Origin of the sequence: Leptospira sp. GIMC2001, assembly GCF_028462125.1 — a bacterium.
Taxonomy (GTDB): Bacteria; Spirochaetota; Leptospiria; order Leptospirales; family Leptospiraceae.
On record NZ_CP115468.1, the window covers coordinates 723,858 to 747,633 of the forward strand.

The window sequence follows — 23,776 nt, forward strand, 5'->3', positions numbered from 1 at the left end:
AGAATATAGAGCAATTTAATAAATTGTCAATTCATATATGGTTTTTATTTATAAAAATCGGTAATTTATTTCAATTTATTCAGTTGTTCAACATGATCTTTGAGAGTGAGTTCTAAATCTGTGTATTTGATACCCAATTCTAAGCTACGAGAATGATTGAATCCGAAACTAATCCCTAAGTTTTTATTTAGAAATTCCCAATTCAATCCAAGAATTGGCCCAGCTACATACATCAGAAAATTAGGAAGTGCAAAAGAACCAGTCGGATATTTGTTTGGATAAATTTTTTCTATAATCTGGCACAATTCTAACATAGACTTGGTAGTATTGGACAAAATGTATCTTCCTTTGGATTTATTTTCTAAAGCAGCAAGGAGGTGAGCTTGAGCAACGTCACGAACATCAACAACTGCGAAATAAAGATTCGGCACACCCATTTTCAATTCTCCGCTTATCAATCTTCGAACGAATTGTACGCTTGTTCCATCCATTCTGCTTGATAGAGATGGTCCCAATACAAAAGAAGGGTTGATGGTTACGAGATCCCATCGTGATTGTTCAGATGCAATTTTCCAAGCAATCTCTTCGGCAATCTTTTTGGAATAGGAATATGGTTGGTGACTGAGATTGCTAGTCTGATTCCAATAAGACTCATCTAAGATTGAATCTTTGGATTTCTGTGCGTCGATATTGTCGCCCATTACGGCAGCCACACTAGAAGTAAGAACAACGCGTTTGACCGATGAAAACTTATTGCAAGAATTTAGAATATTCTCTGTACCTTTGACTGCTGGATCAATTAATTCTTTCTGAGGATCTGAGATTCCTGTTACGAAAAAAGGCGATGCTGTATGAATTACAATTTCGCATCCGTCAATTGCTGTGTCAAATGATCCCGGCGATAGAAGATCCGCCTCGAATAGATTCAATTGTCCAGGATAGGTTGTCTGAAATTTTAATAAATGTTCAATTTTTTTCGTATCATTTAGTGATCTGACAGTGCCATGAACTTTGTATCCATCGATTAGTAGGTATTTGATAATCCAAGATGCGATATATCCGGACGCACCAGATACAAAAATGGGAATGTTTTTATCAGAATTTGGCATATATAGAATTCCTTATTATTCAATCGAAATTGATTCGGTTATGCCTAAGTTAGTAGAAATCAAAAATTAATCAAATAGCATTTGCAAAAATTTATTGAAACTAAAGTATTTCCCTTATATAAAAAATTTTTTATTCTAAGGATAAACATGAATCACTCAGGAACAATTATTGGATCAAAACCCGCAAAACTTGCATTACTAGGTTCAGGAGAACTTGGTAAAGAAATTGCTATTGAAGCACAGAGATTGGGAATCTATGTTGTTGCCATTGATCGTTATCCAGTTGCACCTGCAATGCAAGTAGCGAATGAGTTTAGAGTGATTGACATGCTCAATGGTCCTGAGCTCGAGAAGTCCCTTCGAGAAATTCAGCCAGATTTCATCATTCCTGAGCTAGAAGCCATTCATACTGAAACACTCGTTTCTATGGAAGCAAATGGTTTCAAAATTGTACCATCAGCAAAGGCTGTTCACCTCACAATGAATCGGGAAGGTATTCGAAATTTTGCCAGTAAAGAACTTGGCTTGAAAACTTCTAAATATTTTTTCGCAGATACGTTTGAGGAATTTCGATCAGCCATTGAGTCCATTGGATTCCCATGCGTTGTAAAACCAATTATGAGTTCTTCCGGCAAAGGGCAGAGTCTAATCCAATCAGATAATGATATTGAACTTGCTTGGGATTATGGTCAGAAGGGCGGTCGTGCAGGCAAAGGTAAAATGATCATTGAAGAATTTATCCAATTCGACTATGAGATAACTTTGCTTACAATTCAACATGTTGATGGCGTAACTTTTCTTCAACCAATTGGCCACAAGCAAGTAAATGGCGACTACGTAGAATCATGGATGCCTCAGCCAATGTCAGATCTTGCTCTAACAAGAGCACGCGAGATTGCGAACAAAGTGACCAGCGGACTGGGAGGATTTGGAATTTTTGGAGTTGAGCTATTTATAAAAGGTGATGAAGTATTCTTTAGTGAAGTCTCACCAAGACCGCATGATACAGGACTTGTCACACTTATTAGCCAGAATTTTTCTGAATTTTCATTGCATCTACGTGCTTTATTGGGACTCACAATTCCAGAAATTATTTACCATACTCCTGCAGCCAGTGCTGCGATACTATTGGAAGCTAAGACAGATTCTCCTAAAATCGGTGGCCTTGCTGAATCATTAACTGATGTCCAAACAGATATTCGTATATTCGGAAAGCCTACAATTGATGGAAAGCGTAGGATGGGTGTGGCTCTTGCAAGATCATCAACAATCGAAGATGCTAGACAAAGAGCAAGGCTAACGGCAAGTAAGTTGCATTTATTATAAATTCACAACTCAAGAATTTATAATATTAACTAATAATAGTATCCGAAGATTCTAATTCAAACGAATGATTTACTAAAATTGATTTAAACCCAAAATTTTAAAAAAAATCTAATAGGGGATTTTACCCTATTAGAAAAAAAGTTAATAATTTATTTTTTAGAAAAGTTAAAAAATTCTTTACTTTTCTAAAATTCTATGCAAGCTCATTATTTCGTGGATTTCACGAGTATAGGAGATTTACAAGAATGAACAAAATTAAAAACTTTGCTATCTTAGCATTGCTTTTTGTTTCTATGGGATTTGCTGGTTTGTCAGCATATGACTATGAAATTAACGAAGAGTTTCTGGAAGGTTGTTTAACTGAAGCTCACGATAGAGGTTATGATATTGAATCTGATGCCTTTATCAATAGAATAGTGAAAGCAATACATTTTGATGATAACAAAACATTAAATCAAATGTGTCCAAAGACTAACAAAGAATACCATTAATCTGGTATAGAAATGGTGGCTCATCCCGAGCCACCATGTATCAACAATTACCCTTTAAGATATCTATCCTCTTTTCTCGATTATGCATTGGAAATTTGAAGTCAATTAACCTATTATCCATACAATAAACTAACAATGATGTTAGTGCAATCTAATCAATTTAGTACAAAAAATAACAATCTCTCTGCAAGTTAAGTAAATTTATGATTTACTAGAGTTTGTCAGCAGTCCAACTATGATTATGGAAAAATTGAATATAAATTCGATGATTAAATCTAATCAAGATGTGTTGGTTCCCCGATTTGGATTGGGTGTTTGGAAGTCCAAGCCGAAGGAATGCTATTCAGCTGTGATTTCCGCACTCAAAGCAGGCTACAGACATATCGATACCGCCGCGATTTATGGAAATGAGTCCGAAGTTGGTGATGCGATTCGAGATTCAGGAATTCCACGATCGGAAATTTTTTTGGTTACGAAGTTATGGAACGCTGATCAGGGATATGATTCGGCTTTGAAAGCGATCGATAGATCTTTATCAAATCTAAAGACAGATTATGTTGATATGTATTTGATCCATTTTCCAGTTGCTGACAAAAGAAAAGACTCATGGCGCGCATTGCAGAAAATCCAATCTGATAAAAAAACCAAGGCCATCGGTGTGAGCAATTATATGATCTGGCATTTAGAAGAGCTGATCAATGAAACAGAGGTATTGCCCGCGATGAATCAAGTGGAATATCATCCATTCCTAAACAATAATGAACTTCTTTCTTTTTGTAATTCGAAGGGAATAATCTTAGAAGCATACAGTCCACTTGCGCATGGACAGAAACTAAACGATCCTAAAGTAAGTGAACTTGCAAAAAAATATAACAAAAGCAACGCTCAGATTTTGATTCGATGGAGTTTACAGAAGGGAATGGTTGTGATTCCCAAGTCTGCAAATCCCGAACGAATTGTCCAGAATGCAGACGTTTATGATTTTGAGATCAATGCAGCAGACATGGTCTCAATGGAAAGCTGGGATGAAGGACTGCGAACATGTTGGGATCCAACGACTGTCGAATGAAGTTTAACTCTCGATTCTGTGAAAAAATGAATAGGATAGGATTTTAGATAATCAATGAATACTAGGCATAGAGTTGCGTTAGATATAGGTAGACATTTTTTGGATCATCTCGATATGGAATTGGCTAAATCTTCCGAAGTTCTGGATGGTTCAATCTTTGATGGCAAGACTGCAAGAGAGATTCACACTGGGGTTCGAAATGAATTGTTAAGTGTTCTTCCTGAATTGGAAATAACACCCAAGCCAAGATTTAATTTATTTTTACTCTGGTGGAAGAAAAACAAATTTGTATATGCCTATGATCAATTCACTCTTGATTCGTACAATTTAATATTCCTTCAGAGAATTTTATGCTTATTGGATTGGTCAGAATCAAGTCGTAAAGATTTTCACCGTATAACATTAGATATATTCAATAAGTTTGATTACAAGCGACCTGGATTTGCAGTGTCAGATTTTCTAAATTACGAAAATAATATGCGAGAGCTACTTCGAGAAATTATTTTCGATATTCCTGATATTGATTATAAAGAAGCCTGGGATGTGATCTATGAACAGAGTAGTGAATATCAAGCAGTGGTGAATGAATTTTTTGAAAATATTCTACACATAGCCTTAGAAGATTCTGAAAGACTATTGCATAATATTTTACCTGTATCGATTGCAACAGAGCTCAAAGAAAAGAATCGTGTTGATCCAATTCAAGTGGATTCAGCGACTGTGATCTTTACGGATTTTAAAGGTTTCACTCAGCTCAGTGAGAAGATGTCAGCAAAAGAATTGATCCAAGAACTAGACGAATGCTTTTCAATATTTGATAATATTATTGATAAATATGGTTTAGAGAAAATCAAAACTATTGGAGATTCTTATATGTGCGCCGGTGGAATTCCACAATCGAATCACACTCATGTTTTCGATTGCGCTCTGGCATCACTTGAAATGAGAGATGCAATGAACGAATTGTATAACAAGAAAATATCAGATGGCAAACCATTCTGGCAAGTTCGGATTGGTTTTCATACGGGAGATCTAACTGCGGGAGTCATTGGAAATAAAAAATTTAGTTACGATATATGGGGTGATACCGTTAATACTGCGAGCAGAATGGAAAGTTCAGGAAGTCCAGGACAAGTAAACGTATCAAGTGCGGTCTACAATCTATTGTATCCTCTGTTCCAATTGGAATCAAGAGGTGCAATTGCTGCAAAAAATAAGGGAGATATGGAGATGTATTATCTTTTGGATCTCAAGAATAAATACAAAGGTAAAATGAAAATTTCATCTTTATCTAAATCAAATAATCAAAGTTATATTGAAAATTCTAAATCTGAGATTTCTAAAAACGAATATAAACTTGGAAATGAAGAGTTCTGGAGTATCTACTCAAGAATTTCTAGGGGAGGTAAAATAGTTGTAAAAGCAAGATAAATTTTATTGAATATAAATTAGTGAAATTAGTAATTGAATAACCGAGTATGAACGAACAAACTTTATCTAGTTTAAAAGAGGCACTCAAGCATTCTCCGGACAATAATCCGCTACGACTTTTACTTGCAGAGACTTACCTTGCAATGAATCGTTTGAATGAAGCCGAAGAAGAATTTACCTACCTTGCTCGCAATGATGTAGACCCCAAGGCTAAGTTTGGTCTTGCGGATGTGTATTACAGAAAAGGCAATTATTCTGCATGCAATGTAATCTTAGAAGAAATTATAGACCAAGGTTATAATGATTCTCGTGCATTTCTATTGTATTCAAAAGGTCTAATGCAAGAAAATTCTATTTTAAAAGCTAGGGAATTCTACCAGAAAGCTCTACTTTTAGATCCAAATAATACCAGTGACGACCTTGACGAACAACTAAGATTAAAGTCGGAATCATTGGATGAATATGAAGACGATAGTCTTGATCACCGTTTTTTGGAAAAACCGAATGTCAACTTCTCGGATGTTGGCGGAATGGATTCCATAAAGAAAGAAATCGATTTAAAGATTATCAAACCTCTAACACATCCTGAAATGTACAAAGCGTACGGTAAAAAAGTGGGTGGCGGAATTTTATTGTATGGCCCACCAGGTTGCGGTAAGACTTATCTAGCCAAAGCTACAGCAGGTCAGGTCAATGCAAAGTTTATAAGTGTTGGACTGAATGATATTTTGGATATGTGGATTGGAAATAGTGAGAAGAATCTTCACGATATCTTTGAATTGGCCCGAGATAATTCGCCTTGTGTATTTTTTGTAGATGAGATCGATGCTTTGGGTGCAAGTCGTACGGATATGAAGCAATCCAGTGGTAGACATTTGATCAATCAATTCTTACAAGAGTTAGATGGAATTGAATCTCAGAATGAAGGAATTCTGATAATTGGAGCGACCAATACTCCTTGGAATCTAGATCCAGCATTTAGACGTCCGGGAAGATTTGATCGTATTTTGTTTGTCCCTCCACCAGATGAAAAATCGAGAGAATCTATTCTTAGATTGAAACTAAAAGACAAACCTATTGAGAACTTGGACTATTTATCTCTCGCTAAAAAAATGAATCACTACTCGGGCGCAGATATAGATGCAATCATTGATCGAGCAATCGAATATAAACTTGAAGGTTCGTTTGAAGATGGACAGATTCAACCTATCTCGAATAAAGATCTCTTGAATGCTATCAAGATTCACAAACCGAGTACTCAAGAGTGGTTTGCAACTGCTAAGAACTTTGCTCTATTTGCAAATGACTCAGGTTTATACGACGAAATCCTAGATTATCTAAAAATTAAAAAATAAAATGAATAACGACTTACAACTATCAAGAATTGGCATTTTGATCCAGCAAGGCAATTATAAAGACGCTGAGAAGAATATTAAGAATTTATTGACTAATGAACCGAATAATGTTGAACTTTTGTCTCTTCTTGCAGAAGTTTATTTGCAATTGAGTAAATATGACCAAGGTATTGAAATTATTCAACATGCGATAGGATTAGAGCCTACCAATCCTGATCTTTTTTATCTTAAGGCTAGACTTGAAATTAGCAAAGAAAAATATAAAGAGGCAGAACAGAGTATTCAAGATGCTATTTCTCTTAATCCTAATGATGAATACTATTACGCTTTAGATTCACAGATAAAAATATTAAGAAAAAAATTCGAACTTGCTTTAGAACTTGCGAATAAAGCACTTGCTATCAATCCAGAGAATATTCTTGCTCTAAATTCTAGAAGCACCGCATTGCTTAAGTTAAATAGAAAAAAAGAATCATTTGACACGATTGATGGAGCACTGAGAGAAGATCCAAATAATGCTTATACTCATGCTAATTACGGTTGGTCCTTACTAGAAAAAAACGAGCATGCCCGAGCATTAGAACATTTTAAAGAAGCATTATTGCATGACCCGAATTCAGGTTATGCACAATTAGGAATGGTTCAAGCTCTAAAAGCCCGATATTTTTTATATAGAATTTTTCTGAAATATTCATTTTGGATGGAGCGATTGTCCAGTGGAGGACAATGGGCTTTTATAATTGGATTCTACGTCCTAACTAGAATTTTAAAATCTGTTGCTAAATCTTATGAGAATCTTTATCCTTATTTGATTCCGATCGTAGTTATTATGGGAGTATTAGCTTTCTCCACTTGGATCATCACACCGATCAGTAATTTATTTCTTAGATTGAATCGATATGGTCAATTTCTTCTAGATTCAAAGGAGAAATTGAGCTCCAATTTAGTTGGAATAAGTTTGTTGATTGGAATAGCTAGCTTATTGATTGGTTGGTATGTTGAAGATATGCGATTTATACCGATTGGAATTTTTGGAATTGTCATGATGGCACCGTTAGGTGTTATGTTCTCAGCATCCAAATCTCAAACCCTGCTCGTTGGCTATACAATTCTTTTGGCAATCCTTGGAGCTTTATCTCTGTATTTTACCTTTACGGAGGGGGAGATTTTCAATGGAGCGTCCATGCTATTTGTATTTGGATTTGTAGGATTCAATTGGTTGAGTAATTTTATTTTGATTAAGGAATCCAATCCAGGTTCTTGAAATAGAAAGACCCTGGATTTATAATCAGAATCTATAGATTTACAGATCAAGGTAAAGCTACAATACTGTTTTGGATCGCTTACCAACTTCCGCTGGAACCACCGCCTCCAAAACTTCCACCTCCACCACTATAAGAACTTCCACTACTGCTGCTAGATGATGAGCTTGAATAAGAGCTCGAAGAGCTGGAGCTTGAACTAGAATATGAGCTACCTCCTGAAGAGTAGCCACCTGTGTCGGATTCAGATACAACCTTACAAAATTTTATGAAATAAATTATTCCAAGATTGATCGGAAAGATCAACAAATTCGGCCATTCACCGCCTTGAATCAATGTATTGATATATGGAACAATTGTCCAGAGGAGTGCTATTAAGGAAAATTTTAGAAGTCGTACAATATTACTCGTTGAGGGAATAAACCTATGTACAAGTATTAACGATGCATATCCATGAAATAAAGAATAGTATACAATCGCATCCGATATCACAAATGTTGTTAACTCAATTGTTTCTGGTACAATCTCGAATATATGATAGAAATAAGTAAAAAAGGCTATTACCCAAATTCCATAAGCAATTGCAAAATAGATTAAGAATTTTGCGCTTTTTACCCAGAATCCAATAAAGAAAGCAAGTCCGAATAAGCTAAAAAGATACAATGCTGTAGGAAACGACAAGTCACAAATAATCGAGATGATAAATAAACAAAACAATAGAAATGAAAAGAAATATCCTTTGGTTGCAGAAAAGCTTCTATCTTCGAAACCTAATTTTTTGAAAACTAGATCATAAGAATTTTGTATATGTCCATCAATATTTAGTTTTATCGCTATTGTTATAAAAAGTAAAACTAAGGTTATGAATGACGATATACCTACTGTTACGTCTTCATCAATGATATAGATAGCAATCGCAAGAATCAAATGAGCTATAAGGATAATTGGATAGGCTAATTGCGCCTTAGAATCGGATTTCTTTTTATGGTTTTTCTCTTCAGAAAGAAATACCAAGCTATAGAAGATTGCACATATATAAACGATAAATGGCAAAAGAATAAAACCTTTTGGTGTAAAAAACAATGAGAGGCAAGTTGCAAGAAATCCGAAAATGATTCTAGAAATTGTATTCGCAAGCCAATTGAATTTGGATTCCAAAACTTTTGACAAGACACCAATAAGAAGAAAAATTCCAAGCAGTACTAGTGTTTGGATAAAGGATTCTTCATCCACCCGATTCCATTCCCGAAAATGGTCTCCTTTTCTCTGATTGAGTATATCTTCTTCAATTTTTTCAGGATTTAGATTGGGATTGCCCTCTGCATCTCCATCCAAAATTTGACGAATGGCTATCATACCTTGCATAATTCCTATATTGTAGTCACCTAACTTAAAATTGGGTATGAAAATATTCTGAATAATTCTATTGCAATAAAGATCTGTTAAAGTTCCTTCGAGTCCATAGCCAACTTCGATCCTCATTTTACGATCATCTGTTACAATGATTACAAGAATTCCATTGTCCTTTTTGGCTTGACCGATCCCATTCGATTCAGCCACTCGAATCGAGTATTCCTCTAAAATTTCTCCATCTAAAGTAGGAGTCGTGTAAAGTATCAAGTGTGCAGAAGTACGATTTTCCAAATCTTCCGAGAGAGATTCGATCGCAAGCTTAGTCTCCGCATTTAAGATCCCTGCTTCATCAAGAACCCTGGTTGTAAAATTCGGAGTATCCTTCGCAGATAGAAAATTAGAACAAATTAAGATTGTAAATAGGATTATTGATTTCTTCATAATTGCTTTTAAAAGATGAAGATACATATCCTAATTTGTATGGAAACAATTTATTTAGAAATTATAATTTCCATTTAGATGGTCTGGTTGCATTATTGAATCTTTGTTTCGGAATATGTAGAGGATTGTGTTGCTTTCTATTATTGTTAAAATTTGGATTTTGCGTATTTCTATGATATCTGTAATTATTGTACGGAAATCTAAAGAACCGTTGATCTCTCTGGTAAGCACTTCCATTTCTTGAATTCGAATCACATTCTGGATCGGAACTGCCAGAACATGGGTTAGAGCGATTGCTTAGAGAAGCACAATCTAAATTAATAAAAACTGCGATTATCAGAAATACGAGCCATCGGAAATTGCGGAAACGATTTACCTTCATGGAACCCTCTCTTTAATATTAGACCTTTTTAGAACCGTGTGTAAATAACTTCAAACATTACAATATTACAAACTTGGGTTTTTCATACCTAAAGCATTGAAAATTAATCGTGATGCACCTTCTTCTAGATTCACCTTGTATCCCAAATCTTCACAAATTTTGTCAATGGATCCGGTCTTTTTTAGACTCATATGTCCATGAACCAGCATATGAACGAAAAAAGAGGCAAGAATGACGTCTTCTTCTTCAATGAGTCCGGCCGCTTTCATTGCTGCGATTTGGTTGAGAAGTATCTCGAAGGATTTTCTTGCAACGACGAGAAGTTCAGGGTAGAGATTTTTGTCAGGTAGATTTGTGCTAAAAATAATTTGGTAGAGTTCAGGGTATTTATCAACGAAGTCAGCGTAGTTCATCCGCATAATTTTGAAGCGTTCCATTAGATTTTCTTTGCTTGAGGCTATTGGAAGATTCCGTTCCAAATGTTCAGCAAACATTGTAAATCCGAGCTTCCCTAGTTCTGCAAGCACGTCTTCCTTGCTGGAAAAATGTCGATATGGGGCTGCGTGTGACAATTTTAGCCTGCGTGCCACTTCTCTCATATTCAAGGCCTGAGCGCCATTTTCGGAAATAATTTTTAGACTTTCCTCCAATATACGATCACGAACCGAGCTCAGAGATTCTTTGTGTATGGAAATTGCTTTCTTAACAGCTATGGTTTTCTTTTTCGAAGCTGGTTTAGAAGTTGGCATAGCCAATTTTTCCAGGTCACGAAATTTTTGGAAACAAATTCCTGAAAAAAATGTAGTCATTGACTAATAAAAAGTAGACAATGACTACAAATATGAAATCGCTGTTTATTTATGGACTCAGCAAATAAAATATTAGATCGCACCCGTTTTTTTTGGATGATCGGCATAGCCGGGACTATGATAGGACTTTTCACTTGGTTCTCGATACCGAAAGAAGAAGACCCGAGACTCAAGGCACGATTTGGATTTATAAAATTGGTTTATCCAGGAGCTTCTGTCCCTCAGATCAAAAAGTACGTAGTTGAAGAAACGGAACGAGAGCTTGCATCCGTTGAAGCGATTGCCAAAATGTCAACCACTATCCGCTCAGGATTTGCAGCAATTCGAATCGAATTCAAGTCTTCAGTAAAAGACGACGGGGTTATTTCGAGATCTTGGGATGAAGTCCAGGATGCCTTGGATAAAGCATACAAGGTTTTCCCTCAAGGTGCCTTGGCACCTGATCTGGATCGTAGACCCAATGATCAAGAATCAATTTTAATTGCAATCGAAGCACCGCTTGAACATAGGCATAAATTACTCTTAGATTTAGAAAATAAATTATTGGTTAATCCGACTGTTTCGAGGTTAAGGAGAACTGGTGATGAAGGTAGTCAGCTGTCCATTCAAGTTGAAGAAGTTCAATTGGCGAATTCTGGAATTTCGGTTCCTCAACTCATCGGTCAGATACAGCTTGCCAATACTCAGATTGCCAGTGGTTACATAGAATCGGATGGTCAAAGGATAAATATTCAAGCTTCCAATATTTTTGAAAATATAAATGAACTTAAGAAATTTCCAATTGCAACGGCGAATGGATCTACAATACCGCTGAGTCGATTGGCAAAAATTGAACTGGAACCTAAGAGTCCACCTAACGAAGAGTTTAGATGGAATGGAAAAGAAGTCTATGGACTCGGTGTAATCGCTAAGAGGCAACTCGATCTAAGAGCTTTCGGAGAATCAGTTAACAAATCATTAAAAGAATTTGAACTTGAAAAATATCAAGAAGGTGTTGATTTTAAAATACATGTAATCAATTCCCAACCAAATTATGTAAAAGATCGACTAACAGATCTTGCATTTTCACTTCTATCATCGGTTGCTTTGCTATCTACATTTATGATAATTTTTATGGGTTTTCGTGTAGGAATAGCCGTTTCTGTAATGCTTCCCGTTATCAGTTTAATAGCTTTTGCATTGTATGGAATCGCTGGAGGTATCCTGCATCAAATTGCAATAGCCGCATTTGTCCTCTCTTTCGGAATCTTAATCGATAATATTGTCGTAATTGTTGAGAGCATCCAAGAAAAGATCAACTCTGGCAAATCACGAATTGATGCCGGATCGGAAACAATAAAGGAATTCACGATGCCGTTGTTGTCTTCTACGATAACAACTATTGCAGCCTTTCTTCCTATGGCTCTAGCTGAAGATACAAGTGCTGAGTTCACTGAAGCAATTCCGAAAATTGTTATCGTATCACTGATCGTTAGCTTTTTTGCATCCATTTTCTTAAGTCCAAGCCTTGCACTCAAATTCCTCAAGCCACAGATCGCCAAAAAGTCTCTATTGGAAGATATGGGATCCGCTATCGCAAATGTAAGTATAAGAAAGCCAAAAACTCTATATCTAGCATTGGTAATTTTTCTTATTGCAGACGTAGCCTTTCTTCCTTTTATGCGAGCTAAGTTTTTTCCATCAGCTGATCGTAATCAGATGATTATGATCTTATCATTTCCCGAGGGGACTTCGTATGATAGAACAAGGCAGGCGGTGATTGATGTTGAGAACAGTCTGTTCGGAACAAAAGAGTTAAAAGGGGTTGCTTCATTTGTGGGTCGTAGTACACCCTTTTTCTACTACAATCTACCTCAGAAACCGAACGTTCCTAATCTTGCGCAATTTCTATTGATTTCTGAAGGAAATTCTTTTTCCGATGAACTTCTAAATGAAATTCGATCTAAAGTCAAAGTTCCCGATGCAGAAGTGCGGATAAAAAGTTTAGAGCAAGGACCTCCAGCAGAAGCAACCATAATCGTAAGAGTGTATCATCCAGATTTGGAACTATGGAAGAAAAATGTGCAAGAACTATCTTCTCAAATTTCAGCACACCCAGATGTGGAAATCGCTTGGTCGGATTCAATCGGTAATCAGAAGTTAATAGTTTTTGAAACAGATGACAAGCGACTTTCTGAATTGGGATCGAATCGAAGGGAAGTCTCACTTGCTCTACTTAAAAGTACATATGGAATCCAATCTGGTTTTTTTAAAACGGGGGATGAGAGTATTCCAATTGTTGTATCTTCGCAATCCAAAGAAAAAAATTCCCTACAACAACTCAGTAAAACAGTTGTCGGACAAACTTATGATCGAGCAATTCTTACGGATGCTGTTGCCGAACAAAAGGTAACTGAGAATGAGTCAGTTCACTTGCGATACAATCGCCGGTCCTATGTTTCGTTTCTCGTAGATATGAAGAAAAATGGAAATTCTGGAGATGTAATAGCAAAAATCAACGACTACATGGAAGAACATGATCTTCTAAATGGGGTTGATTACGAATTCGATGGAGAAAAGGGCAATAGTGATGACTCCAACAACGCACTTTTCAAGACAATGCCAATTGGTATGACTATACTGCTAGCAACATTAATATGGCAATTTAACAGCTATAAGTTGCTATTGATTATTTTGACAACCGTTCCGACTGCATTTTTAGGAATGATTCCAGGGCTTGTGATATCAGGTCAACCTTTTGGATTTTTGCCTCTTTTGGCTCTATTTGCTCTGATTGGAATTGCAGTGAATAACGGAATCATTCTCATCGATAAATTCCAATTAGCTGTGTCCGAAGGAAATACATACGAAGAAGCTGTAAGAATTGGTGTATCAAGTCGTTTGCGACCCATTCTTCTTACTTCGGGATCAACAATTCTTGGAATGATTCCTCTTGGATTCTCTTCCTCTACACTGTGGCCTCCATTTGCGTGGTCCATGGTATCAGGACTATTGATTTCTTCGATCTCAACTTTATTCATTATACCGAGATTGTATCTTATTATGCATAGAGGTAAAGGTGGAAGTGATCTCGATTCTGCAATGGGTAAAAAATCTATAGATCTAGGTGTGATTAAAAGAATGGTAAAGAAGAACATTCTAATATTCTTATTATCAACTGCTATTCTAGGATTAATTCCAATAAACGACCTTCTAGCGAATGATTCTTCATTCACAAAAGTCACTTTTCGTGAAACTCTTGCACTGTCTTCGAATTCACTGCAGGCGAAAGCGTCTTTTCATGATGCCGCTGGTGCAAAAGCGATTGCGAGCGGGTTTAGAAAGACTTCTTATTTACCGAATATCAATGTCTATGGTGAGAGAGTCTTTCGTGATCAAGATCTATTCCTCAATTCTCCATTTGGACAGTTGAGTCTTGGTAACCGAGCTTTTTATCAATCAGGACTTGAATTGTACCAACCACTATGGAGTCCTCGCGCTTTACTCAGCAATGCACCTAGCGCTGAATTGCTGGCGGAGGCTGCATTAAAAAAAGCAGCTTGGGAAAACCAGAGTGCCAGGTACAACGCTGCCACTACTTTCGTAGATTGTGTTCTGCTGGATATTCGAAAAAAGAGCTTTGAAGAAAGGGCGAAGAATCTTGATCTACTTATCTCCGAGACGAAACGTTTGGCTTTTAATGGAAATGCAAGAGAAGTAGATATCGTTAAGATCCAAACTTCCAAAGGTGAAATAGAACGCGGCTTGATAGCTATTGAGAATGGATTGAACTCTTGTCGAATGGAGCTAGGAAGATTGATAGATCGAGACATTCCGGCAGAACCTTTATATGATGCTGTCCCCGATATAAGTTTAGCGAACCTTGATAATGCGGTCAGAGATGATATTCGGTCATTTCAGATCAAGATTGAATCTATCTCCAAAGATCTCAAAGGAATTGAAGCCGAAGAATATCCAGAGGTCTATGCGAAAGGGAATTTAATCTACTCTGACCAAGGTAACGCTAATCCTTATGCTTTCTCACAGCTTGCTGTCGGTGTGAAGATGAATATCTTCGATGGAGGACTTCGAGCTAGACTCAAAAACCGTTAGGAATTGAAAAAAGCGGAACCCGTCCATAATATAGTTTTGGACAACAAAATCATAAAGGGGTTCCACCAATGAAAAATAAAAACACAACCACATCGAATAGTCAATCGAATATTGATAGTTTTCGATCTTTTTTAAAATCAAACATAGAAACTGAAATCCGAAAAAAATCCTTAGAATTTATCCAAGAGATCATGGAAGAGGAAATCGAAGCCCTATGCGGAAAAAGATTTAGCCGTAAAGTAGAAGAAAGTCTAGCATATCGTGCAGGTTCAGAGAATGTTTTTGTTCCAATATTGGGTCAGAAACATAAAATCAAAAAACCAAGAGTCAGAAAATCTGGACAAGAAGTTTTACTAGAAAGCTATGCAAATTTAAAATCCGAAGCAGATCTTGGAGAAATTGTTTTCAAACTGATGGTATCTGGTCTAACGACACGGCGATTTAGAGAATGCTTGAAAGATGTATCTGAGCAACTTGGAGTTTCAAAATCAAAGATATCCAGAGAATTTGTAAATGCTTCTAGAGCACATTTTAACAAACTGAATACGAGAAAATTTCCAGGCAAAGAATTCTTTTCCATTTTCATTGATGGTATTCATGTAGCGGATGAAGTGATAGTAGTTGTATTAGGTGTAGATAAAGAAGGACACAAGCATTTTTTGTCGGTGGTACAAGGCTCAAGTGAACATTCTGAAATAGTATTATCTGCTTTAAGGAAACTACAAGATCGTGAAATTTCACTTACTGAACGGGTTTTGGTTGTCTCAGATGGTTCAAAAGGAATTGAGAAAGGCATTAAGCAATACTTTGGTGAAAACTATGATCACCAAAGGTGTATTTTACATAAAATGAGAAATATAAAAGCGTGCTTGCCCAAAGAATATCATGATGAATTTCAAATTGAATATAAAGCAATTTTCAATTTGAATGAATACTCGAAGGCTAAAGAATCTTTGAAAGCAATGGAACATTGGTTAGGGAATATCAGTGAAACAGCTAAGATGAGTCTGTTAGAAGGTCAAGACAATCTATTGACTTGTCATAGAATCCAATTACCAATCGAAATTCGAAAAACATTTCAATCAACGAATCCCATTGATTCAGCCTTTTCACATCCAAGATTTCAAATGAACCGAGTAAAAAGGTGGCGTAAAAATCGAGACATGACAACACGATGGACAGCAGCTCTCCTATATGCACAAGAGCTTCATTTCAGAAAAGTAAAAGGATACAAAGAAATAGAAAAATTTCTATCCAATTATTTAGCCAATAAAAAAGTAATTGAAGAAAACTTTACAGAGATGAATATATCTTTATCCGCCTAATTGATTTCTAACGGTTTTTGGGACAATCTCGAGGACTTCGGTCAGGGAGGAAGAAGCAAAAAGATGAAGAAATCAATTCTCTAAAAGCCCAATTGGCTGATGCAGTTAGAAAAATCGAAGTAGCGAAGAAAGATGCAGAAGGTAAATTGAAATCAAATATCTATAATCTGGAGAGCATTGAAACTGAACTTTCGAATATTCGAAATAAACGAAACTCAGAGAAGAGTCGATATCTTGCCGGTCGGTCATCTTCCTCGTTCTATTATCAAATGCAGGATCTATATCTTGAGAAAGAAGAGAAATTCAAAGCTTCACAATGGGAATTACTCAAATCGAAAATAGAATTCGCATATACCTGCGGAAATTTTAAGATTCCAGAAAGCGATTGATATCTGATTGTTTACCGAATAACATTAAGATATCCGTTGCTCTAAATTTTTCATTCAAATCTGGAATTCCAAGCAAGATTTCTTCTTCGGAATCTTGCTTACGTTTTTGCAATGGATTTCTGATCATACGTTTAATGGTGATAATATTTAAATTGTATTTCTCTCGAGTTTGCGATTCACCCAGAGTCGTTCCAACCAAAGATGTCGGAACTTTTACTTCAACAATCCTATATTCTTTAGATAGGAAGAGATTCGATAAGATATCATCATGTCGCAACTTTTCCGCCATATTGGTTGCAGCTTTTTCCTCTGGATTGAAAACTTGATCCACACCAATTAAGTTCAAAACTCGCTTTTGCAATGCAGTTTTGTGGCGGGCATAGATCTCTTTGACACCAATTTTCTTTAAAATATCTGCAGCGATTACCAATGTCTCAAAATTCTCAGCCACCGATATCACAACGATATCCATCTCATCTAAACCTTGAGATCTCATTGCCATCTCATCAGTTGCATCCAGACATACAGAAGCTGTTGCGTAATCTTTTACCTCTTCAACTTGTTCTTGCGAATTGTCTATAGCAAGAACTTCATGGCCTTCGAGAAAAAGACGATCAACCAACACTTTACCAAAACTTCCTAGACCGATCACTGCGATTTTTTTTCTTATCATATTAACTCACTACTACATATTCTTTTGGATAGGTATAATTCTTATGTGCGATTGGTTTCGATAATGCAAGTGCAAGGTTGAATACTCCAACTCTTCCCATAAACATAACAATGATTAAATTTATCTTGCCATAATCCGAAAGGTCTGCCGTAAGACCTCTTGATAGCCCAACAGTTGCGTAGGCAGAAACTGTTTCGAAAGCTAGATCTAAAAAACTAAAATCTTCAGTTATAGTAAGAAGAAATATTCCAGTAAAAATAACAAAAAAAGACATTAAAATTGTAGCGGAGGCGCGTGATATGCTCGCTCTTGCAATAGTTCGCTTGAAGACTTCTACATTCTCGAACCCACGAATTTCATTTATAATGTTTAATACAGCGATTGCAAAAGTGGTGGTTTTAATCCCGCCTCCTGTAGAGACAGGACTTGCGCCTACCCACATAAAGAATAGGGAAAAAAATACCATAGTTTCCGACATCAAAGCAATATCAAAAGTATTGAAACCCGCTGTTCGTAGAGTTATTGAGTAGAAGAGAGAATGAAATAATTTATCGAAAAGATTCAATTCTTGTAAGCTCTTATTATATTCAATAGCAAAGCAAGAGAACAATGCTAGAATCCACATAACCAGACTCGAAATTAGTACCAATTTGCTTGTTACTGAAATTCTGACCTTTGGATTATTATAATTCATAGCCTTATCATAGATTTGACTCAAAACTGGAAAACCCAATCCCCCAAGAACAATCATTGCCATTGAACCAGATAACCAAAGTTTGGATTGAAAAATTTCTTTTGTAGCATATCCATCGGAAAACAAGCTAAACCCAGCATTGCAAAAAGAGGAAACTGTATGGAACAAAGATAGAAAGAATCTCTCTTGCCAATCATTGTACAATTCAATCGGAAGATTTGTAAATAATATCATGAATCCAATACCCTCAATACAGAAAGAAAATACCGTTATTCTAGCAAGTAGACTTTTGACTCGACCCAATGAATCCTCGCTTAATAGGTCTTTCATTAGCAATTTATCACTTACGGATGATTTGCCAGTCAGAAAGATTCCAAAAAAACTAGCCAAAGTCATAATTCCTAGTCCTCCAATTTGCATGAGGATTAGCACGATTACTTGTCCTTGAATTGTGAAGACTTCGCTTATGTTTACAGTACTTAATCCTGTTACGCATGTTGCGCTTGCTGCAATAAAAAATAAATCAATAGATGATACCTGTATTTGTAAAGCTTTAGGAAAATGTAATAACAAACCTCCAACAAGTATTATAAATGCAAAGCTTCCAACAAATAGTAATGATGGATTTAACTTCTTGGCTTCATAAAATTTCATGTTCCGGATGATATGTGATAGATTGGAGAATAAAAAGAAAACTTGAGTGATCGAGAGAAAAACCAGGCCAGCCTGGTTGGAACCAATGAACCCGAATCCAATGAATTCAAGAATATCTCTTTCAAAGAATTTCTGAAGTAGAACCAATTGAATGATGACGAATTCTGTTACATGAGTCTTCAGATAGTCAATAAATCTTGAATCAGTAAATACAAATGCAATTATTTCGTAAGATAGAAGATTGAGGATAAGAATTTCCACAACTACGCGAATTGGTTCTTCCCAATCTGTTGGATAATAGAATCCGAATTCTAATAAAAGTATTGTGAAGGATAATAGACCCGATAGAAAATAAAACCAACGACCATATTGTAAAAATTTATGGACATAGTAATTTCTTATCTCTTTTCGCTTTTCTTCCAAATAAATTTGAAGATGGAGAAAAGATAAAAATACTTTATTTTTTAGGATTTTTTTCAATTTTTATCTTGATTGAGTTCAAAAACTATAGACTTCAATACAGAACCTTTATCCGTTTCTTCGTAAGTTGCTCTTGCTGACCAATCGCTTGCAACCGAATACATTTTATATTGTTGGATATAATCATAGGCCTTTAATGAATAGTCGATAATTGTGATTGCAATCTGCAAAGTCATAAATCTTTCTTTTTTTACATTTTGCCTCTCGACTCTTTTAGAAGCAACCAACCATTTATAGACTCGAGAAGATTGGTTTAACGCAACAAGAGAATCAATGTCGATTTTCGCTTGAGGAAGAAAAGCCGTGGTTTTGTTGAAGTTGACAGTGACTTTTTGATTCTTATCTTTAGCATTTTTTAGAACTTCAACCAATTGATAATCAAAGGAATCATCATCCAAGTATTCAAGGGTATCACATCTAGAGTAGATTGTATTGCAAATATCACCAAAACTTTTGTGCACAAAAAAGTATACCAGTATATTATGATTTAATGGGTGATAGAGTATTTTTGCGTTGTAATTTTTCATTCTATCGTAGAGAAAGTAGGATTTCAATTTCTGGTAGATATTAAAGCTTATGGTAAATATATCCAAGAATGTGGATGGGCTCGGAAGAATTTCACCTCTAGTATTGATGTAGTAAGGTTCAAAGGCAATTTTGCCTGAACGTTTGGCAATCTCTCTTAAGTATTCACGAAGAAGATTATTTTCAAGGCTATCAATTTTACTTGGGGATTCTTCTACTTCGACTAGGACTTTACCCACATTCTGTCCAAGAAGATCATATACTTTATCCCATACTTCATCTGAATTTTCATGTTTTAGGAATAGTGAAATACAATTTGTATCTTCACAATTGATCTGTTCGATGTAAGCAGGATTATCTATGGAAGGAAGATCGGATGTGAGAATGATTTCGGTTTCTGCCTTAAGGGAAAAGCCAACCAAGAATAATATAAATAAGCTAAAAGTTATAAATTTATGAAACCAATATCCAAATTTTATGTAAGAATCAATCGAATTGTTTCTAAAAATTATACACACGATTTAATTCTTCTCAATTTATTATTCACTTTCATATTCATCTCTAGATTAGAGCGGAGACCATCTTAATTTCAGCAATCTGATTTCTGAAATCAATCTATTTTCCCAAATATATGAATATTTTTTTCTTTAAACCTGGATAGAATCCTATCGATTTGATTCTAGATGCAAGAAATTCGTTCTAGATTGTTTGTTATGCAGGAGGGAATTTTCTTTCTTACCGAACCGGGTCTGGTTTCTGAGTTTCATTCCCATTATGCGATTTCTATTATTTTGAGTTTAGATAATTCTTTTACCATTGAAACCCTTGATAAGACAACATCCGATTGTCGATTTGTGATTCTTGGATCGAATGCAAAACATAAATTGATAGCATTGAATTCAAAAATTGTTGTTATCCAATTAGATCCTCACCAAGAAGAAGCAGTTCCCCTTTCGAACTGGGTTAAAAAGGCAACCATCCATCATCTATCAAGAGAGAGAATTTCTCAGTTTATACCGGATCTTGAATCAGTTCTTAATCAAGGAACTGATTGCAATCAGATTGAAATTATTTTCCATAAGATTCTTCAACTATTAGGATCTGAAAAGAGGAGAAATAAAATCATTGATCCGCGAATCAAAAAGTCAATGGATTTTATAAAATCTAATTTACTGGAGCCAATGACTGTAAGAAAACTTTCTGACGCAATTGGATTGTCAGAAACAAGGTTCATGCATATTTTTAAGCAAGAAATAGGGATACCTGTTAGGCGATATGTATTATGGCAGAGAATCAATGCTGCAATAAAAAGTTTACAAAGTGGTGGTAATCTTACAGAAGCTGCGTATGCTGCTGGTTTTTCTGATCAATCTCATATGAGCAGGACTGTAAAAGATATGTTAGGTGTTCAGCCGTCATTGATTTTCCAACCAGCCAATCATATAGATATTCAATTTTGCGAAGTGAGAGAATCTTGAGTAGAGATGTAAATTCAATGAAAAAGAGCTCTAGTTAAAGAGCTCAATTCTTGATCCAACTAACAAATAGTCGATTCTTTTGTTAAGTTAAGCAGCTACTTGTTTGGAAAAATCTTTGTATTTGCCTCGTTCTTTAAGGACAGTTTTTACTTGTTCTTCTAATTCTTTTCTGATTCCAAGTGCAAAGCATACATCGGCAATTACAAATAAAGGAGCCGACACGACAGCTTGAAATAAATTATCGAAAAGAGCAGGTCTACTTTTTTCGTATACAAAATGTCCGTAAAACTGAGTTCCCCATCCTGAGATCTGAGCAATTGCAAAAATTCCCCATACAACATTAGATTCAAGGTTCAGCGATAGCCAATTAGCTGTGTATAGTAAAATCCCAAGAATCACTGTGGAAGCCAAAGCAAATTTTAGATCCAAACTAAAGTAGTATCCCAACACAATTGCAGTGAATACCATCGATAAGGTAATTGTAAATTCCCCTATCGTATATAAATTCACCCAACTTGTAACAATCAGCAGACTGAAAAAAATTGCCGGGACACCAAAAATATGAATCATAATATTTCGACGTTCTTGGTGATAAGCTGAGTAAAAAGCCATTTCATTTGCGAATCTCATAAAATCCTCCTCAATAATTAGAATAAGAATACCACAAATCAGATTTTATACTTGAAAGAATCTGCTGTTTTCGTAATTTTTTTGTATCAATGAACAAAAAACGTTTCAATCGGGGTTTTTTTTATGATCTTCGGCTCCAAGAAAATATTCACAAACTTTCCAAATTCGTCCTCACCTTAATCGCGATGGTGATGATTTATTCCATCACTTTTCACTTTATTATGCTATGGGAGGGCAAACAGTTTTCTTGGATTACAGGAACTTATTGGACACTGACCACAATGTCTACTTTGGGATTCGGTGACATTACTTTCCAATCTGATGTGGGCAAAATTTTTAGCCTTGTCGTTCTATTGTCAGGAATGATCTATCTATTGGTACTTTTTCCCTATACTTTTCTTACTTTTTTTTATAATCCACTTATTGAATTTCAGAATAAATTTCGAGTTCAGAAAACTGCTCCTTCGGGAATTCAAAATCATATCATAATAGTAGGATTGGATTCCGTTGCTGAATCGTTTATCGAAAAATTAGAATATTATGGATATAAATATCTATTAATGGCAGATACCATTCAGAAGGCAAAAGATTGGAAAGACATGGGATTTGAAGTTCTTCATGGATATCCTGATGATCCCCTTGCCTACGAAAGAGCAGCCATTGGTTCAGCGATTATGGTTTTTGCTAATGCAGAGAATGAGAAGTTAAACACAGCAATTGCGTTTACAGCACGTGAAATTAATACTGAGATAGAAATAGTAACCAACGTACAAAACTTGAATTTCTTGGACATTTTGTATCTTGCTGGCTGCAAAAGCACTATAGAGATTACAGAAACCCTCGGTAAATCATTCAGCAAAAGATGTATATCTAGAGATCATTATATAGCTGAAATCGGAAGATTCGACCAACTCGTAGTTTGGGAAGTTCCTGTTTTAGGATCAGAGTTATGTGGGATAAAAGTATCTGAAGCTATTTCAAAGCTAAAGAATTTATATTTGGTTGGTATATGGAAAAGAGGCAAATTTATTTTACCCGAACTTACAGATATTATTGAATCCAACAGCATATTGATTGTTACAGGTGCCGAAAAGGATATGACCAATATCAATAGTTTATTTGAACCAGAACATTTTCAAAATTCAAAAGTGCTAATCATCGGATGTGGAAGAGTCGGACGAGCAACTGCAAGACATCTCGATCATTTGGGAGTAGATTATAATATTCTAGATAACGTGCCAGAGAGAAAATTGAAAGCTATTTCCGAAGGCATAAATATTGAAGATCGATTTATATTAGGAGATGCTTCCATAGCAGATGATTTGGAAAGGGCCGGTTTAAACAAGGCATCAACTGTTATTATTAGCACTCATGAAGATTCTTCGAATATTTTTCTTACTGTTTACTGTCGTAAACTCAATGAGAATGTTCTAATTTTGAGTAGAGCCAATTTGGAACGAAACGTCTCCACGCTGCATCGCGCTGGAGCTGATCTTGTTATTTCTTATTCTTCAATTGGTGCTATGCTTTTGCTGAATATAATTAGAAAATCCAATAATATTATGCTTGAGGAAGGCTTGGAGATTTTTAGAATTCCGATTCCAGCCGCTTTAAAGCTCAAGACAATTGCCGAAATGAATATTAGAAAGCGAACAGATTGTTCTATTATTGCTTTGTGTCAAGGCCATCAGTTGATTGAGTCTTTGCCACCAATCCATGAGCCATTGCCTGCAGAGGGAGAAATCATATTGATTGGCTCCCCCTTAGCAGAGAAAAATTTTATGGATACATTCGCAGATAAAAAATAA

Annotated in this window: 19 protein-coding genes; 11 read left to right on the plus strand and 8 right to left on the minus strand. The window is 35.7% G+C overall.

The features are described 5' to 3' along the window. Positions 1–65 precede the first annotated feature (65 nt). Complete coding sequence (locus O4O04_RS04765) at positions 66–1,109, minus strand: SDR family oxidoreductase (protein ID WP_272534517.1); 1,044 nt, start codon at positions 1,107–1,109, stop codon at positions 66–68. A 147-nt stretch (positions 1,110–1,256) separates the two neighbouring features. On the opposite strand from O4O04_RS04765, the gene purT reads away from it, so the two are divergent. The 6 genes from purT to O4O04_RS04795 all read left to right on the plus strand — a co-directional run bounded on the left by purT (position 1,257) and on the right by O4O04_RS04795 (position 8,045). Next, on the plus strand, positions 1,257–2,435 hold the full coding sequence (gene purT / locus O4O04_RS04770; protein ID WP_272534518.1) for a formate-dependent phosphoribosylglycinamide formyltransferase: 1,179 nt from the start codon (positions 1,257–1,259) through the stop codon (positions 2,433–2,435). A 245-nt stretch (positions 2,436–2,680) separates the two neighbouring features. After that, positions 2,681–2,926, plus strand: a complete 246-nt coding sequence (locus O4O04_RS04775; RefSeq protein ID WP_272534520.1) for a hypothetical protein — start codon at positions 2,681–2,683, stop codon at positions 2,924–2,926. Positions 2,927–3,167: 241 nt separating this feature from the next. Beyond that, positions 3,168–3,995, plus strand: a complete 828-nt coding sequence (locus O4O04_RS04780) for an aldo/keto reductase (protein ID WP_442915949.1) — start codon at positions 3,168–3,170, stop codon at positions 3,993–3,995. A 54-nt stretch (positions 3,996–4,049) separates the two neighbouring features. Further along, positions 4,050–5,426, plus strand: a complete 1,377-nt coding sequence (locus O4O04_RS04785) for an adenylate/guanylate cyclase domain-containing protein (RefSeq protein WP_272534522.1) — start codon at positions 4,050–4,052, stop codon at positions 5,424–5,426. Between the two features lie 47 nt (positions 5,427–5,473). Next, positions 5,474–6,781, plus strand: coding sequence for an AAA family ATPase (locus O4O04_RS04790; RefSeq protein ID WP_272534523.1), 1,308 nt, complete (start codon positions 5,474–5,476; stop codon positions 6,779–6,781). 1 nt (position 6,782) lies between these two features. Beyond that, entirely contained in the window at positions 6,783–8,045 is a 1,263-nt protein-coding gene (locus tag O4O04_RS04795; protein ID WP_272534525.1) for a tetratricopeptide repeat protein, read from the plus strand. A 79-nt stretch (positions 8,046–8,124) separates the two neighbouring features. Here the strand turns inward: O4O04_RS04795 and O4O04_RS04800 are convergent, their stop codons facing one another. From O4O04_RS04800 to O4O04_RS04810, 3 genes are all read right to left on the minus strand, one after another. Continuing rightward, positions 8,125–9,837 (minus strand): TPM domain-containing protein, encoded by a 1,713-nt coding sequence (locus tag O4O04_RS04800; RefSeq protein WP_272534526.1) that lies wholly within the window; start codon positions 9,835–9,837, stop codon positions 8,125–8,127. Positions 9,838–9,898: 61 nt separating this feature from the next. Continuing rightward, a complete protein-coding gene (locus tag O4O04_RS04805) occupies positions 9,899–10,219 on the minus strand; it encodes a hypothetical protein (protein ID WP_272534527.1) in 321 nt (106 codons plus the stop codon). Between the two features lie 65 nt (positions 10,220–10,284). Next, positions 10,285–10,968, minus strand: a complete 684-nt coding sequence (locus tag O4O04_RS04810; protein ID WP_272534529.1) for a TetR/AcrR family transcriptional regulator — start codon at positions 10,966–10,968, stop codon at positions 10,285–10,287. A gap of 111 nt (positions 10,969–11,079) precedes the next feature. Here O4O04_RS04810 and O4O04_RS04815 point away from each other — a divergent pair, with 111 nt between their 5' ends. From O4O04_RS04815 to O4O04_RS04825, 3 genes are all read left to right on the plus strand, one after another. Next, positions 11,080–15,120: an efflux RND transporter permease subunit gene (locus O4O04_RS04815; RefSeq protein ID WP_272534531.1), complete on the plus strand. Its 4,041-nt coding sequence runs from the start codon at positions 11,080–11,082 to the stop codon at positions 15,118–15,120. 68 nt (positions 15,121–15,188) lie between these two features. Further along, positions 15,189–16,445, plus strand: a complete 1,257-nt coding sequence (locus tag O4O04_RS04820) for an IS256 family transposase (RefSeq protein ID WP_272532316.1) — start codon at positions 15,189–15,191, stop codon at positions 16,443–16,445. A gap of 17 nt (positions 16,446–16,462) precedes the next feature. Continuing rightward, a complete protein-coding gene (locus O4O04_RS04825) occupies positions 16,463–16,834 on the plus strand; it encodes a hypothetical protein (protein ID WP_272534533.1) in 372 nt (123 codons plus the stop codon). Here the strand turns inward: O4O04_RS04825 and O4O04_RS04830 are convergent. From O4O04_RS04830 to O4O04_RS04840, 3 genes are read right to left on the minus strand one after another with little or no spacing between them, the layout of a single operon-like run. Beyond that, the gene (locus O4O04_RS04830) at positions 16,812–17,507 is read right to left on the minus strand and encodes a potassium channel family protein (RefSeq protein WP_272534534.1); all 696 of its coding nucleotides are present in this window, start codon (positions 17,505–17,507) and stop codon (positions 16,812–16,814) included. The two genes, O4O04_RS04825 and O4O04_RS04830, sit on opposite strands and share 23 nt — an antisense overlap. 1 nt (position 17,508) lies before the next feature. Further along, entirely contained in the window at positions 17,509–19,335 is a 1,827-nt protein-coding gene (locus O4O04_RS04835; RefSeq protein ID WP_272534536.1) for a TrkH family potassium uptake protein, read from the minus strand. After that, positions 19,332–20,378: a hypothetical protein gene (locus tag O4O04_RS04840; RefSeq protein WP_272534538.1), complete on the minus strand. Its 1,047-nt coding sequence runs from the start codon at positions 20,376–20,378 to the stop codon at positions 19,332–19,334. Before O4O04_RS04840 ends, O4O04_RS04835 begins: the two co-directional genes overlap by 4 nt. 165 nt (positions 20,379–20,543) lie before the next feature. On the opposite strand from O4O04_RS04840, the gene O4O04_RS04845 reads away from it, so the two are divergent. Further along, positions 20,544–21,338 carry a helix-turn-helix transcriptional regulator gene (locus O4O04_RS04845; RefSeq protein WP_272534540.1) on the plus strand — a complete coding sequence of 265 codons (795 nt, stop codon included), beginning with the start codon at positions 20,544–20,546 and terminating at the stop codon, positions 21,336–21,338. A gap of 87 nt (positions 21,339–21,425) precedes the next feature. On the opposite strand, the gene O4O04_RS04850 is transcribed toward O4O04_RS04845, so the two are convergent. Beyond that, positions 21,426–21,968: an Mpo1 family 2-hydroxy fatty acid dioxygenase gene (locus O4O04_RS04850; protein WP_272534542.1), complete on the minus strand. Its 543-nt coding sequence runs from the start codon at positions 21,966–21,968 to the stop codon at positions 21,426–21,428. Between the two features lie 89 nt (positions 21,969–22,057). Between O4O04_RS04850 and O4O04_RS04855 the strand changes: the two genes are divergently transcribed. Further along, positions 22,058–23,776, plus strand: coding sequence for a potassium channel family protein (locus tag O4O04_RS04855; RefSeq protein ID WP_272534544.1), 1,719 nt, complete (start codon positions 22,058–22,060; stop codon positions 23,774–23,776).

Bases quoted from the DNA above. Each gene is read 5' to 3' on its own strand.
- O4O04_RS04855 (WP_272534544.1), top strand. From the start codon at position 22,058: ATGAACAAAAAACGTTTCAATCGGGGTTTTTTTTATGATCTTCGGCTC.
- O4O04_RS04850 (WP_272534542.1), bottom strand. From the start codon at position 21,968: ATGAGATTCGCAAATGAAATGGCTTTTTACTCAGCTTATCACCAAGAA.
- purT (WP_272534518.1), top strand. From the start codon at position 1,257: ATGAATCACTCAGGAACAATTATTGGATCAAAACCCGCAAAACTTGCA.
- O4O04_RS04830 (WP_272534534.1), bottom strand. From the start codon at position 17,507: ATGATAAGAAAAAAAATCGCAGTGATCGGTCTAGGAAGTTTTGGTAAA.
- O4O04_RS04805 (WP_272534527.1), bottom strand. From the start codon at position 10,219: ATGAAGGTAAATCGTTTCCGCAATTTCCGATGGCTCGTATTTCTGATA.
- O4O04_RS04820 (WP_272532316.1), top strand. From the start codon at position 15,189: ATGAAAAATAAAAACACAACCACATCGAATAGTCAATCGAATATTGAT.
- O4O04_RS04810 (WP_272534529.1), bottom strand. From the start codon at position 10,968: ATGCCAACTTCTAAACCAGCTTCGAAAAAGAAAACCATAGCTGTTAAG.
- O4O04_RS04780 (WP_442915949.1), top strand. From the start codon at position 3,168: ATGGAAAAATTGAATATAAATTCGATGATTAAATCTAATCAAGATGTG.
- O4O04_RS04790 (WP_272534523.1), top strand. From the start codon at position 5,474: ATGAACGAACAAACTTTATCTAGTTTAAAAGAGGCACTCAAGCATTCT.
- O4O04_RS04795 (WP_272534525.1), top strand. From the start codon at position 6,783: ATGAATAACGACTTACAACTATCAAGAATTGGCATTTTGATCCAGCAA.
- O4O04_RS04845 (WP_272534540.1), top strand. From the start codon at position 20,544: ATGCAAGAAATTCGTTCTAGATTGTTTGTTATGCAGGAGGGAATTTTC.
- O4O04_RS04775 (WP_272534520.1), top strand. From the start codon at position 2,681: ATGAACAAAATTAAAAACTTTGCTATCTTAGCATTGCTTTTTGTTTCT.
- O4O04_RS04785 (WP_272534522.1), top strand. From the start codon at position 4,050: ATGAATACTAGGCATAGAGTTGCGTTAGATATAGGTAGACATTTTTTG.
- O4O04_RS04815 (WP_272534531.1), top strand. From the start codon at position 11,080: ATGGACTCAGCAAATAAAATATTAGATCGCACCCGTTTTTTTTGGATG.
- O4O04_RS04765 (WP_272534517.1), bottom strand. From the start codon at position 1,109: ATGCCAAATTCTGATAAAAACATTCCCATTTTTGTATCTGGTGCGTCC.
- O4O04_RS04800 (WP_272534526.1), bottom strand. From the start codon at position 9,837: ATGAAGAAATCAATAATCCTATTTACAATCTTAATTTGTTCTAATTTT.